At 66.1% G+C, this 13111-nt stretch carries 10 protein-coding genes and 1 pseudogene; 1 reads left to right on the top strand and 10 read right to left on the bottom strand.

Features of this window, described 5'->3' with window-relative positions; genetic code table 11:
* Positions 1-293: 293 nt before the first annotated feature.
* The 10 genes from ACLEJP_RS04565 to ACLEJP_RS04520 form a co-directional block, all read right to left on the bottom strand.
* Entirely contained in the window at positions 294-1394 is a 1101-nt protein-coding gene (locus tag ACLEJP_RS04565; protein ID WP_440804678.1) for an LLM class flavin-dependent oxidoreductase, read from the bottom strand.
* A gap of 30 nt (positions 1395-1424) precedes the next feature.
* Positions 1425-2759: an LLM class flavin-dependent oxidoreductase gene (locus ACLEJP_RS04560; protein WP_440804677.1), complete on the bottom strand. Its 1335-nt coding sequence runs from the start codon at positions 2757-2759 to the stop codon at positions 1425-1427.
* A gap of 72 nt (positions 2760-2831) precedes the next feature.
* Positions 2832-4451: a dipeptide ABC transporter ATP-binding protein gene (locus ACLEJP_RS04555; protein ID WP_440804676.1), complete on the bottom strand. Its 1620-nt coding sequence runs from the start codon at positions 4449-4451 to the stop codon at positions 2832-2834.
* Positions 4448-5362 (bottom strand): ABC transporter permease, encoded by a 915-nt coding sequence (locus tag ACLEJP_RS04550; protein ID WP_440804675.1) that lies wholly within the window; start codon positions 5360-5362, stop codon positions 4448-4450. The genes ACLEJP_RS04555 and ACLEJP_RS04550 overlap by 4 nt, the downstream gene beginning before the upstream one ends.
* A gap of 1 nt (position 5363) precedes the next feature.
* Entirely contained in the window at positions 5364-6314 is a 951-nt protein-coding gene (locus ACLEJP_RS04545; RefSeq protein ID WP_406818841.1) for an ABC transporter permease, read from the bottom strand.
* A complete protein-coding gene (locus tag ACLEJP_RS04540; RefSeq protein WP_440804674.1) occupies positions 6311-7930 on the bottom strand; it encodes an ABC transporter substrate-binding protein in 1620 nt (539 codons plus the stop codon). The genes ACLEJP_RS04545 and ACLEJP_RS04540 overlap by 4 nt, the downstream gene beginning before the upstream one ends.
* A 72-nt stretch (positions 7931-8002) precedes the next feature.
* Positions 8003-8797: a class II aldolase/adducin family protein gene (locus ACLEJP_RS04535; protein WP_406818839.1), complete on the bottom strand. Its 795-nt coding sequence runs from the start codon at positions 8795-8797 to the stop codon at positions 8003-8005.
* A gap of 17 nt (positions 8798-8814) precedes the next feature.
* The gene (locus ACLEJP_RS04530; protein ID WP_440804673.1) at positions 8815-9759 is read right to left on the bottom strand and encodes a D-isomer specific 2-hydroxyacid dehydrogenase family protein; all 945 of its coding nucleotides are present in this window, start codon (positions 9757-9759) and stop codon (positions 8815-8817) included.
* Positions 9756-10889 (bottom strand): acyl-CoA dehydrogenase family protein, encoded by a 1134-nt coding sequence (locus ACLEJP_RS04525; protein WP_406818837.1) that lies wholly within the window; start codon positions 10887-10889, stop codon positions 9756-9758. The genes ACLEJP_RS04530 and ACLEJP_RS04525 overlap by 4 nt, the downstream gene beginning before the upstream one ends.
* Before the next feature lie 169 nt (positions 10890-11058).
* Positions 11059-11949: a LysR family transcriptional regulator gene (locus tag ACLEJP_RS04520; RefSeq protein ID WP_440804672.1), complete on the bottom strand. Its 891-nt coding sequence runs from the start codon at positions 11947-11949 to the stop codon at positions 11059-11061.
* 199 nt (positions 11950-12148) lie between these two features.
* Between ACLEJP_RS04520 and ACLEJP_RS04515 the strand changes: the two are divergent.
* Positions 12149-13099 (top strand): annotated as a pseudogene (locus ACLEJP_RS04515) (ABC transporter substrate-binding protein); the annotation flags it as partial.
* Between the last annotated feature and the right edge of the window lie 12 nt (positions 13100-13111).

Genomic DNA, 13111 nt, shown 5'->3' with positions numbered 1-13111 from the left:
CATGCTCCGAAAAGGTTGGGTCCGGATGTGCGCAACGGTTGGGCTGCCCTGGTGAAAGGCTCGACGGTGGCTGGCACAAATCCATTTGCCTCCGCCATGTCGGGGTCGGTATGTAGAACCTAATGGACTTTCAGATTGATGTGAAAGTCTTTTTGGTTCTAACTTAATTATGTATATATCTGATAATTGTCTTATTGAAAAATGCGCAACGCTGATTTTTGCTGCCGTTGGGTATTTATGCTGAAACATGAAGCGAGCGCCGCCTGGGCGACGCTCGGACGGGCGCTGGCGTTCTAGCCCGTGCGGCTCGCGCGCTGCGCCTCGAACTGCTCGACCCGCTGGCGAATCCGCGGAATCAGCTCCTGCCCGTACTCTACGGCGTCGCGCAATTGTTCGAACCCGCGGAACAGGAAGGTGCTCACGCCCAGTTCGTAGTAAGCCAGCGCGGCCTCGGCCACCTGCTCGGGCGTGCCCACCAGCGAGGTGGAGTTGCCGGCGCCGCCGCCCAGGGCGGCGATCTCGGTCCACAGCCGGGTGTCATGCACCTTGCGCTGGCTGGCCAGTTGCACCAGGCGTTCGGAACCGGCGTTGCTCTTGCCGAAGTTCTTCTCGCGGCGGTTGCCCTGGCGAATGCCGATGCGTTGCCGGGCCTCGGCCAGGATGCGCTCGGCCCGCGCCCAGGCTTGTTCTTCCGTTGCACCGAGGATCGGCCGCAGCGACAGGCTGAAGCGGATATGGTTCTCCCGCCCGTAGCGGGCAGCGGCCTTGCGCACCTGGGCAATGCGCTCGCGCACTTGCGCCAGCGGCTCACCCCACATCATGTAGACATCGGCGTGCCTGGCCGCGACTTCCACTGCCGCGTCCGAGGCGCCGGAGAAGTACACCGGCAGCTTGCCCACGGGTTTGACCAGGGTCAGGTTGTCTTCCACCCGGTAATGCGTTCCGTGGTGGTCGAACGGCGTGGTCTGCGTCCAGGTATTGTGCAGCACCTCCAGGTATTCGTCGGTGCGGGCGTAGCGGGCATCCTTGTCGAGGAAGTCGCCGTCGCGTTGCAGGTCGCCGCTGTCGCCGCCGGTGATCACGTTGATCGAGGCTCGGCCACGGCTGAGCTGGTCGAGCGTGGCGAACTGGCGGGCGGCGAAGGTCGGGGCCTGGAAGCCGGGGCGGTGTGCCACCAGCAGGCCGATGCGCTCGGTCAGTGCAGCGACGTAGCTGGCCAGGATCATCGAGTCCGGCGCACTGGTGTTGACCGCCAGCAGGGCCTTGTCGAACCCGGCGTATTCCTGGGCCTGGGCGAACGCCTTGATGAAATCCAGGTCAACCAGCGGGCCCCGCGGAGCCTGGGATTCACTGCTTTCCTGGGGGCCGATGAGGCCAATGAATTCGAGGGTCATGCGGTGGAACTCCTTTTCAAGGGGCGGCGGTCAGGCGACGGCGGCCTGGAGGCGACGTTGGGTATTGCGGTTGCTCGGTACGCCCAGGCCGAAGCTGTCGCGCAACGTGCTGCCGGTGTACTCGCTGCGCACCAGGCCGCGCGCCTGCAGCAGGGGGACCACCAGCTCGGTGAAGTACTGCAGGCCATCGGGCAGCAACGCGTTGATGATGAAACCATCGGCGGCGCCGCCCTCGAACCAGCCTTGCAAGGCATCGGCAACTTGCTCTGGGGTCCCTGTGAAGTCCCGTCGCGGGCGCGAGAAGCGCAAGGCAATCTCGCGCAGGCTCAGGCCCTCGTCGCGGGCCAGCTGTTTCAGCTGGTCGGCGGTGCCCTTGTGGCTGTTGTCGCCGAGGCTGCCCAGGTCGGGGAACGGTGCATCCAGGTCGTGCCGGCTGAAGTCATAGTCGTTGAATGGCCGGCCCAGGGCGACCAGCGCGTCTTCGATGCTCACCAGGTCTACGGCCTGCTGGTAGCGGCACTCGACCTCGGCTTCATCGCGGCCGACGATGGGGCGGATACCCGGCAGGATGAACAGTTGCTCCGGGTCGCGGCCATGGCCCGCGGCGCGTTGTTTCAGGTCCTGGTAATAAGCGCAGGCATCACTGAACGACTCGGGGTTGACGAAGATCGCGTCGGCCTTCTGCGCGGCGAAGTTGCGCCCGTCCTCCGACACCCCGGCCTGGAAGATCAGCGGTTGGCCCTGGGGTGAGCGCTGGATGTTCAGCGGGCCCTTGACCTTGAAGAACTCGCCTTGGTGGCCCAGGGTGTGCAGCTTGGCCGGGTCGAAGAACTCGCCGGTCTGTTTGTCGCGGGTGAAGGCGTCGTCTTCCCACGAGTCCCACAGGCCCTGGACGACTTCGACATGTTCACGGGCGATGCGGTAGCGCACGGCATGCGGAGGGTGTTGATCCTTGCCGAAGTTGTCAGCGGTGCCCGAGAGCCATGAGGTGACCACGTTCCAGCCGGCACGACCGCCGCTGATCAGGTCCAGCGAGGCGAACTGCCGGGCGACCTGGAAAGGCTCGGTGTAGCTGACCGTGACGGTGGCCACCAGGCCGATGCGGGAGGTCACAGCTGCCAGCGCCGAGAGAATGGTCAGCGGCTCGAAGCGGTTGAGGTAATGCGGGCTGGAGCGGGCGTGGATGTGCAGGCTGTCGGCGATGAAGGCGAAGTCGAACTTCGCAGCCTCCGCCAGTTGTGCCTGTTGCTTGTAGTAAGCGAAATTGACGCTGGCGTCGGCCAGTGCCTCGGGGTGCCGCCACTCGCCCCAGCCGTGGCCGACACCATGGATCATCGCGCCGAGATGGATCTGTCGTTTGCTCACGTTCAATACCTCTGGCCAGATAGGCCTCAATGTCTGATCCACGCGGCACGCCCGTGCCGCGTGGCACAACGGTCAAACCGCCACGGGCAGTACGCTGCGCGAATGCCCAGGTATGGCCTCGATCAGCGCTCGGGTATAGGCGCTGGCCGGCTGGCCGAACACCTGCAGCGCCGGCCCTTGCTCGACCACCTGCCCGCGCCGCAGCACCAGCACCTGGTCGGCCATGCTTGCCACCACCGCCAGGTCATGAGAGACCAGTACGTAAGCCATGCCCGATTCGCGCTGCAGCTCATCCAGCAGGGCGAGGATCTGTGCCTGCACCGATACGTCCAGTGCGCTGACCGGTTCGTCGAGCAGCAACACGTCCGGCTCCAGGGCCAGGGCCCGGGCAATGGCCACCCGTTGGCGCTGGCCGCCGGACAATTCCCGCGGCAGGCGGTCGAGGAAGTGCACCGGCAGGTGCACCCTGGCGATCAGTTCGCGGGCCTTGCGTTCCAGTGCCTGGCCCTTGAGCAGGCCGAACGACACCAGCGGCTCGACGATGCTGTCGAACACGGTGAAGCGCGGGTCGAGTGCGGCAAACGGGTTCTGCTGCACCAGCTGGATGCGCCGACGCAGGGGGCGGAACTGCCGCCAGCTGAGCGTGCTGACCGCTTCGCCGGCGAACTCGACCTGCCCCTGGCTGGGCTTTTCCAGCCCCAGGGCAATACGCAGCGCTGTACTTTTGCCCGAGCCCGACTCGCCCACGATGGCCAGGGTCTGCCCGGCGTGCACTTCAAGGTTCAGGTCATGCAGGGCGGTGAAGGGGGCAGGCTGCCCCGGCAGCGCAAAGTGTTTGCCGACGTTGCTCAGGCGCAGCAGTGGCGCCTGGCCCGGCACCACGCCCGGCCTGCGCCGCGGCACGAAGGCCGGCGCTGCATCGAGCAGAGCACGGGTATAGGGATGCTGTGCACCCCAGAGTATCCGCCTGGGGGGGGCGTGCTCGATGAGCTTGCCCTGCTTCATCACCAGCAGGCGGTCGGCGCGGTCGCATGCCATGCCCAGGTCATGGGTGATGATCAGCAACGAGATGCCGCGCTCGGCCACCAGTTGTTGCAAGTGGTCGAGAATGCGCCGCTGCACCGTTACATCCAGTGCGCTGGTGGGCTCGTCGGCAATGATCAGCCGCGACGCGCCAGCCAGGGCGATGGCGATCAGTACCCGCTGGCGCATGCCGCCGGACAATTCGTGGGGGTACTGGCGCGCCCGCAGCGCTGGCTCGTCCAGGCCAACCTGGGCCAGCAACGCCAGGACTTCGCTGTGCACCTCGCGGTAGCGCCGGCCGCGGGCCAGCACCAGCGCCTCGGCGATCTGCCGGCCAATGCGCAGGGTAGGGTTGAGGCTGACCATCGGGTCCTGTGGCACCAGCCCGATGGTACGCCCGCGCAACTGGCGCTGGGTGCGCGCGTCGGCCTGGGCCACATCGACGCCGTCGACCCACAGCTGGCCCTGGTCGATTTGGGCATTGCCGGGCAGCAGGCCGAGCAAGGCGTTGGCCAGGGTCGACTTGCCCGAACCGGACTCGCCGACGATCGCCAAGGTTTCCCCCTGGGCCAGGCTGAACGACAGCTGGCTCACGGCCTGGGTGCGTTGCCCGGCGAAGGCGTAGCTGACACTCAGGTCGCGTACCTCGATCAACGGCGACGGGCTCATCGGGCATGCTCCTCGGCGCTGCGCGCCAGGTGGTTGAGGCTGAACACCACGGCCACCACGAACAGCCCCGGCAGCAGGGATACCCAAGGCGCAGTGATGAGGAAGTGGCGGCCGTTGGCGATCAGCGTGCCCCATTCCGCCGCTGGCGGAGCGGCGCCGAAGCCGAGGAAGCTGAGCCCGGCGGTCGCCAGGATGGCGGCGCCGAAGTCCAGGGTGGCGAGCACCGCCACCGGGCCCCAGGCGTTGGGCAGCACGTGGCGCAGCAGCGTGCGTGCCCAACTGGCGCCGCCCAGGCGCGCGGCTTCGACGTAGGGCAGGGTCTTGATCCGCAGCACTTCGGCGCGGGTGGTGCGGGCGAAACCCGGGATGATCCCGACCCCTACGGCGACGGCCACTGGTACCGTGCCGAAGCCGATGGCCGTGACGATGGCCAGCGCCAGCAGCAGGCCGGGCAGGGCCAGCAACACATCGATCAGGCGCATCAGCGCCGCGTCGATGCGCCCGCCGGCAAAACCAGCCAGTACACCAAGACCCAGGCCACCGAACAGGGCGATGACCACCGCCAGCAGGGCGGCCATCACCGACAGGCGTGCGCCGTACACCACCCGGGAGTAAAGGTCACGGCCCAGCTCGTCAGTACCGAACCAGTGCGCCAGGCCGGGGGCGCTGAGCTTGTCGGCAGGCGACGTGGCATAAGGGTCGTAGCTGGTCAGCAGGTGGGGTGCCAGCGCCGCGCACAAGGCAAACAGCACGACCAGCAGCGCCAGGCTGAAGCCGGGGCGGCGCAGCAACGGGAGCAAGGTTTGCCGTGCGCGCTGCCAGCGTGTGCGACGCTTCCAGGTAACTGCAGGGCGGGCCTCGTCGCTGGCGGGGGCGGTGCCAATCGGGGTCAGGGAGATATCGATGGTCATTTCAGTTCACCTTGGCCGTATGGGTGATGCGCGGGTCGAGGCAGGGGTAGAGCAAGTCGACGAGCAGGTTGACCACCACGAACGCGGTCGCCGATACCGCGACGATCGCCAGCACTACCGGGATGTCCTGGCGCAACACGGCCTCCTGTGCCAGGCGGCCGACGCCGTTACGCGAGAAGATGGTCTCCACCAGCACGGCGCCAGACACCGTATTGCCGACCTGCAGGCCGACCAGGGTCAGCAACGGCAAGGCGGCGTTGCGCAGGCCGTGACGGGCCTGCACCTGGGCCCGGCTGAGGCCTTTGGCGAAGGCAGTGGTGATGTACGGTTCCTGCCACACCCCCTGGAAGCCGCGTTGCAATACCTGGGCGTAGACGGCGGCGCTGGGTATCGCCAAGGTGATCGCCGGCAGCACCAGGCTGGCAAGGCCCTGGCTACCGGTGGCCGGGAACCAGCCGAGGGCGAAGGCGAACACCTGGATCAGCAGCAGGCCCATCCAGAACACCGGCACCGAAAAGCCCAGCGAGGGCAGGCGGGCCAGTGCCGTCTTCAGCGGTCGCCATTGCAGGTAGGCGGTCAGGTAGGCCAGACCGACCCCGGCCAGCAGCGACAGCACGATGGCAGAGCCCGCCAGCGCCAGGGTCTGCGGCAGGCGCTCGGCCAGCAGCGCGGTGACCGGACGCCCCAGGGACAGCGACTGCCCAAGGTCGCCGTGCAGCGCGCGCCACAGCAGGTCGAAGTACTGCTCGAACAGCCCTTTGTCCAGCCCGTAGTAGGCGCGGGCCTTGGCCAGGTCCTCGGGTGACAGGCCGTCGGCCTCCAGGCCCGAGGCGCTGAGCATGATCGCCAGGGTATCGCCGGGCAGCAGGTAGAGAATGAAATAAGTGATCGTGTAGGCACCCCACAGCACCAGCAGCGCCTGGCCGATACGGCCGGTCAGGTAGCGCTTCATGGCTGGCCGACCTGGATGTCGCTGAACAGGGCGAAGCCTTCTGCGGTCCAGCGGAAGTCCTTGACCCGCGGCGCGGTGGCGGCCTGCCAGACCCGCTCGTACAGCGGGAACGCCGAGGCTTCGTCGATCAGCAGGTCCTGCAGCTGGCCATAGGCCTGTGCCCGCTGCGGATCGGCGGTGGCAGTGATGCCGCGGTCAAACAGCACCTGGGCCTTGGCCAGTGTGGGTGGCTCGTAGGTGTTGGTGGCCAGCGTGGCGCTGTTGGCCGAGCGGGGGTCGAGGATGGTCTGCAGGATGATCGGGTCGGCGCGGGTCATGTAGGTGGAGGTCAGGTCATAGTTACCGGCTGCGTTGCCGGCAACCCATTCGGCACGGGTCAGCACATTCAGCTTGAGATCGATACCCACCTTGCGCAGTTGGTCCTGCACCAGCACGTCACCGGCGCTTTCGGCCGGAGTGAGGTTGTAGCGCAGGGTCAAACGCTGGCCGTTCTTGTGCCGGTAGCCATCCTCGCCCTTGCGCCAGCCAGCGGCGTCCAGCAATTGCTCGGCGCCTTCGGGGTCATAGGCAAGCTTGCTGGCCTGTGGCTTGAAATACGGCGTGGTGACGTCATACACGCCGCTCACCACCGGGAACGCTGCGTTGTACACGGTGTGCGCGTAGCTGGTACGGTCGATGGCTTTCTGCAGCGCCAGGCGCACCTGGCGGTCGGCCAGCAGGCGGTCGTTGCGGGTGTTGGGGTAGAGGTTCAGCGCCGGGCCTGGCAACGAGCGGCTCTGGATGGTCGCGCCCTTGGACTGGAACAGCTTGAGGTCGACTTCCGAGAACGGGTTGCGTGGCCACAGGATGTCGGCCTTGCCCTGCAGGAACAGGCCATTGCGCACGCTTTCCTCGGGGATGTAACTGATCTCCACGGCCTCCACGTGGGCCGGGCCCTGGTTGCGCATGTTGGCCGACGGCCAGGCGTAGTCGGGGCGCTTGACCAGGCGTGCGCCGACCTCGGGGGTGTAGTGCTCGAGGATGAACGGGCCGGTACCGATGATCTTGCCTTGCGAACGTTCCTGCGCGGTCAGCTGGTACGAGGCCGGCGCGAGGATCGCCAGGTTGGTGGTGGAAGTCGCCTGCAGGAAGCCGGCATTGGGCCGTGACAGCACCAGCCGCACGGTGAAGTCGTCGATGACCTCCGCGTGGTCGTAGCCGGCGAGGTAGGTGGCACCAAAGGTGGCGGGCAACTGGCTGGCGAAGGCTTTGTTGCTGTCGAAGGCAGCTTTCACGGCGTGCGCATCGAAGCGCTCGCCATTGCTGAAGGTGACGTCCTGGCGCAGGTGGAAGGTGTAGTTCAGGGCGTCGGCACTGATCTCCCAGCTTTTTGCCAGCCACGGGATGATGCGCCCGCTGTCCAGGTCCTGGTCGGTGAGCGATTCAGCGACGTTGCGCAGCAACACGCGGTGTTCCAGCCAGTAGACCTGGAAAGGGTCGACGCTGACCAGGGTGGTGTTGTCGCCCCAGAAGGCAACGCTGAGGGTTTTGCTGGTGGTGCTGTCGTCGGCGGGCGAGCAGGCAGCGAGGGCCAGGGCCAGGCAGCCGGTGGCGAACAGGCGATGCAGTGGGGGCATGGGATGTCCTTCGATGAGAGAGGGTTATCTGTACCCGCGAAGAGGCCGGCACAGACGACGGTTGCCTTGCAATCAGTCCTGGTAATCGCGGCCCTCGCGATCCAGCTGCCGGATCAACGCATCCCAATGCCGCTGGATACCTTCGCCCTTGCCATCGGCAAACCGCTTCGATTGCTCATGCACCTTGGCAATCGCCGCTTGCGGTGCATGCAACAGCTGGTCATTGCCCCCGGCCTGGGCCGCCACCTGGATGTTGCACGCCCGCTCCAGCCCATGCAGTTCGCGGAACGCATGCTCCACGCTGATGCCGCCGGTGAGCAGCCCGTGGTTGCGCAGGATGAGGATGTTGCTGTCGCCCAGGTTGGCCACCAGCCGCTGCTGCTCGTCCAGGTCCAGGGCCACGCCCTCGTAATCGTGGTAAACCACCCGGCTGTAATAGGCCAGGGCGTGCTGGGAAATCGGCAGCAGGCCGTCGCGTTGGGCCGACACCGCCGCACCGTCGCGGGTGTGGGTGTGCAGCACCGCCTTGAGGTCGGGCCTGGCGCGGTGAATGGCGCTGTGGATCACATAGCCGGCCTGGTTGATACCCAGGCCCAGTGGGTCGTCGATGATCGTGCCGTCGACGTCCACCTTGACCAGGTTGGAAGCGCTGATTTCGTCGAACAGCAAGCCAAAGGCGTTGATCAGGAAGTGTTCGTCCGGCCCCGGCACGCGGGCGGAGAAGTGCGTGTAGATATGGTCGGTCCAGCGGAACAGCGCCGCCAGGCGGTAGGCTGCGGCCAGCTTGACGCGTACCTCCCATTCTTCGGCGCTGACCCGCTCGCGCACATTGGCAGAACGGGGCGTGATGGCAGACAGTGAACTCATGGTGTGCTCTCCGGTAATCAGTAGCCGCGTGTGGTGTCGACCAGGTTGGCCAGGGGCGCCTGCGCGCGGTAGCGGTGGAAGTTGGCGAGGAAGGCTTCAAGGAAGGCGGGGTAACCCTCCTCGGAAATGGCCGAGGTATGGGGTGACAGAAATACCCGTGGGTGGTGATACAGCGGGTGGCCGACGGGCAGCGGCTCGGGGTCGCTGACATCCAGGCTGGCACGGCCGATCAAACCGCTGTCCAGGGCCTCCAGCAGGGCCTGCTGGTCGAGCAGCCCACCCCGGGCGATGTTGACCAGATGCAAGCCAGGGCGGGCGTCGCTCAGCACTTGGCGGTCGATCAGGCCGCGGGTGGCAGGGGTGAGCGGGGCGGCCAGCACCAGATGGTCGCTGCCAGCGAACAACTGACGCAGGTGGTCGGCACGTTGCACACCAGGTATTTCGGCAATTGGCTGGCCAGGGCGGCTCAGGGCCAGCACCCGCATACCCAGTGCCACGGCCTTGCGCGCCAGGCTCTGGCCGATGCTGCCGAAACCGAGAATACCCAGGGTGCGGCCACGCAGCGGCGCCAGCGGGGTCAGGCGCCAGTCGGCATCCTTGACCCAAAGCCCTGGCAGGTGCTTGGCAGCGGCGAACACCAGGGCCAGCGCGAACTCGGCCACCTGCTCGGCGTTGCCGCCCTTGCCGCTGGTCACCGGCGCGCCTTTGAAGACCCAGTCGGGGTAGAAGTCGATGCCCGAAGACACCAGCTGCACCCATTTCAAACCCCAGGGCCAACCTGGCGGCGGGCTGTCGACGCGCTGCCCGCGCACATTGACCGGGCGCAGGATGAACACATCGGCGGGTGCTTCGAGGGCCAACTGGCCGGGGGCGATGTCGAGCACTTCATGGTCTGGCAACTGCTCGCGCAGCTGCTGGTTGGCCTGGGCGTCGAGCTGGCTGGCAATGATCGAATGGCTCATGGGCGAACCTCCGTCAGCGCGGCGCGGCCGACCTGGCCGAATACCACGTCGTCCTGCGGGGTGTGAATGCGGCTGCAGAGTACGTCGCGGTAGTGCCGCTCCAGCGGGTTGCGTCTCGAAAGCCCGGGGTTGCCGGCGGCCTCGACGGCGAGGGCCACGGCCTGGATGGCATTGCTGCTCACCAGGTGCTTGAGCTGGCCGGCGTGCTGCGCCGCCGTTTGCCCGGCGACGGCGGCATCGAGCAGGCTCTGGTTGGCGAACAGCAGCGTGTCGATGCGCCCCAGCACATCCTGGAAACGCGCCAGGCTGGCCAGCGGCGCACCCAGGTTCGACGGCGTGCGCTGCTTGAGGAAGCCCGCCAGCCAGTCGCGGGCGGCGCGGGCCACGCCGTCATACACCGCTGGCAGCAGCACGGCCATCCACAGCAGGCCGTGGCCATCGAGTTCGGCTCTCGCGGCACTGGCAGGGCTGGCGCTGACGGCGTGGTCGAGAGGGATCAGCACGTCATCGAATCGCACCTCATGGCTGCAGGTGGCACGCATGCCCAGGTGGTCCCAGTCGTCGATGATGGTGATCCCGGGCGTGTCGCGGTGCACCAGGAAGCCGCCCACCAGCGGGTCGGCATCGTCGCTGCGCGCCCAGACCAGATACCAGGTCAGGCCGTGGCTACCGGTGGAATAGATCTTGCGCCCGCTCAGGCGCCAGCCTTCGGCGGTACGCCGGGCGACGGTGGCCGGCAAGCCGCCGCGGGCGGGGCTGCCAAGTTCGGGTTCGACGCGCAGCGCGTTGATCAGTGCGCCCTGTTGCACGGCTTCACGGGCCACGCGCTGGCGCAGGTGCTCGGGCCAGCGCGCTTCGTCCTGCAGGCGGAAATGCTGCAGGTACTGCATCACCAGGATCAACGCGGTGGCCGGGTCGCCCTTGCCGACCGCGCCGATCACCCGGCGAGCGCTGGCAAGGTCAGCACCGCCGCCGCCGAGGGCCTGGGGCACGGTGAAGCCGAGCAGGCCGTGACGTTGCAGCAGGTCGAAGTTGTCCTGCGGAAACTGGCCGCTGCGATCATAGCGCTCGGCATTGGCGGCGAGGGCCTGCGTCAGCTCGGCGAGGGCGCTGTCGGAGGGGTGACTCATGGGGTTTCATCCCTGAATGACGGTAAGTGCTTAAGACCGTATTCGTATGGATGAAGGCTGTAAAAGTCTTTTTTGTTCTATGCTAATTATTTGTTTTAAGAATCTATGCAGCATCATGTTATGCGAAAAATGCATTTAGTGACGCTGCACACGCTGGTCCTCGGGACGCTCAGCCCAGCAGTCTATGCCCGGCTACTTCACCAAACAGTTCCACTGGCTCCTGCAAATTACCCAGGTAGCGCGGATGGAACAGCCACAGGTCTACCTGCGGTTTGAAATCGGTGACATTGAGCACGTCCAGGGCATCGCGATGCCGGCTTGCTTGCAGCAACGGTTCCGGGACCAACCCCAGGCCCTGGCCATTGGCAACCAGCCCCAGTTGCAACTCGGTGCCGAAGGTCTCCAGGTTGATGGACAGGCTCAGCCCCTGTTCGCTCAGCGCTCGCTGCAGCCCTGCGCGGAAACCGCAGCCGTCAGGGTTGAGCACCCAGCCGCGGGTATAGCAGTCCTTGAGCTTGTAGCTGCGCTTGCCTGCACTACCCTTGGCCGCCACCACTTTCAGCGGCATGCGTGCGATGGACTGGCTGGCGATGCCCTCGGGGAAGATCTTGCCTGGCGGGAACAATGCGGCAGCAGCGTCCAGTTCGCCGTTTTCCATGCGCGCGATCAAGCTGCTGCCCCAGCCACTGCTGACCTGGGTGCGTAGCTGTGGGTAGGCTTCGCGGATCTGTGCCAGGGCGTCAAGCAGTACCACATCGCCCAGGGTCTGCGGCACGCCCAGGCGCAGCGTGCCCGACGGGGCGCCATCGTTGGCCACCAGTTCGCGCAGCGAGTCGATCTCGCGCAGGATCGCCTTGCACTGCTCGTACACCCGCAGCCCCATGGGCGTCGGCTTGAGCGGTTTGGTGTTGCGGTCGAGAAGGGTGGCGCCAAGGTCTTCCTCGAAGTTCTGCACCCGGCGGGTAATGGCCGGTTGCGTCAGTTGCAAGGCTTCGGCGGCAAGGTTGGTCGACTGGCAACGAATGACCGCGACGAAGGCGTCCATATCATCGATTTTCATAATCGGCGCTCACAGGATCGAACGGGAAAAATAAGGCATCAGCATAATCGCACTGGCGGGTAATGACATCTGCAGGGTTTGCTTTGATTAAAACGCATATTAGGTTATTCCTAAAATCAATTTAGTTTATTTGACGGTTGTCGCTAGAGTCGCCTGACCGGGCCGCATGACGCTGCCCGCCCAGGCAGCGAGGAGCGCCATGTCCATTCGAACGAAATTGTTGACCCTTGCCGCGGCCCTGTTGCTGACAGGCCAGGCGATTGCCGCAGAGCGCCTGACCCTGCGCATCGGTGACCAGAAGGGCAACATGCGCGCCCAGCTGGAGGCAGCCGACGCCTTGCGCGACCTGCCCTACGACATCCATTGGGCCGAATTCCCCGCTGCCGCGCCGCTGGCCGAGGCACTCAATGCCGGGGCGATCGATGCCGGCATCATTGGTGATGCGCCGCTGTTGTTCGTGCTGGCTTCGGGGGCGCCGGTCAAAGCCGTCGCCGTGGACAAGTCAGACCCTTACGGTACCGCGCTGCTGGTCCGGCCTGATGCGCCGCTGCAAGGCGCAGCGGACCTCAAGGGCAAGCGCATTGCCACTGGCCGAGGTTCGATCGGGCACCATCTGGCGCTCAAGGCACTGGACCAGGCCGGGCTCGGCGAGAAGGACGTGGAGTTTCGTTTTCTCGGGCCGGTGGACGCCAAGATCGCCCTGGCCAATGGCGCGGTGGACGCCTGGGCGACCTGGGAGCCTTACACCGCGCTGGCCGAGCTGAGCGGGCAGGGCCGGGTGCTGGTCAACGGCCGCGGTCTGTCCAGCGGCAACAGTTTCCTTGCCGCCACCGACAAGGCGCTGGGCGAGCCTGCGCGGCGTGCAGCACTGCAAGACTACCTCAACCGCCTGGCCGAGGCGCAGGTGTGGGCCAACCAGCACCTGGACAGCTATTCGAAAACCCTGGCCGCGATCATTGGCTTCCCCGAGGATGCCGCCCGCCTGCAGTTCGAACGCCGCCATCTGCGCTGGCAAGTGATCGACCCACAGACCGTGGCAACGCAGCAGGACACCGCCGATTTCTATCATGCCCACGGCCTGATGAACGAACGCCTCGATGTGGCACCGACCTTCGCCAGCGGGTTCAGCATTCCTGCGACCAGCCAAGCTGGCCGCACAACC

Origin of the sequence: Pseudomonas sp. SMV7, from assembly GCF_052041995.1 — a bacterium.
Taxonomy (GTDB): Bacteria; Pseudomonadota; Gammaproteobacteria; order Pseudomonadales; family Pseudomonadaceae; genus Aquipseudomonas.
This window is presented reverse-complemented; position numbering and strand designations above follow the sequence as displayed.

Bases quoted from the DNA above. Each gene is read 5' to 3' on its own strand.
- ACLEJP_RS04565 (WP_440804678.1), bottom strand. From the start codon at position 1,394: ATGACCCTCGAATTCATTGGCCTCATCGGCCCCCAGGAAAGCAGTGAA.
- ACLEJP_RS04555 (WP_440804676.1), bottom strand. From the start codon at position 4,451: ATGAGCCCGTCGCCGTTGATCGAGGTACGCGACCTGAGTGTCAGCTAC.
- ACLEJP_RS04550 (WP_440804675.1), bottom strand. From the start codon at position 5,362: ATGACCATCGATATCTCCCTGACCCCGATTGGCACCGCCCCCGCCAGC.
- ACLEJP_RS04545 (WP_406818841.1), bottom strand. From the start codon at position 6,314: ATGAAGCGCTACCTGACCGGCCGTATCGGCCAGGCGCTGCTGGTGCTG.
- ACLEJP_RS04540 (WP_440804674.1), bottom strand. From the start codon at position 7,930: ATGCCCCCACTGCATCGCCTGTTCGCCACCGGCTGCCTGGCCCTGGCC.
- ACLEJP_RS04535 (WP_406818839.1), bottom strand. From the start codon at position 8,797: ATGAGTTCACTGTCTGCCATCACGCCCCGTTCTGCCAATGTGCGCGAG.
- ACLEJP_RS04530 (WP_440804673.1), bottom strand. From the start codon at position 9,759: ATGAGCCATTCGATCATTGCCAGCCAGCTCGACGCCCAGGCCAACCAG.
- ACLEJP_RS04525 (WP_406818837.1), bottom strand. From the start codon at position 10,889: ATGAGTCACCCCTCCGACAGCGCCCTCGCCGAGCTGACGCAGGCCCTC.
- ACLEJP_RS04520 (WP_440804672.1), bottom strand. From the start codon at position 11,949: ATGAAAATCGATGATATGGACGCCTTCGTCGCGGTCATTCGTTGCCAG.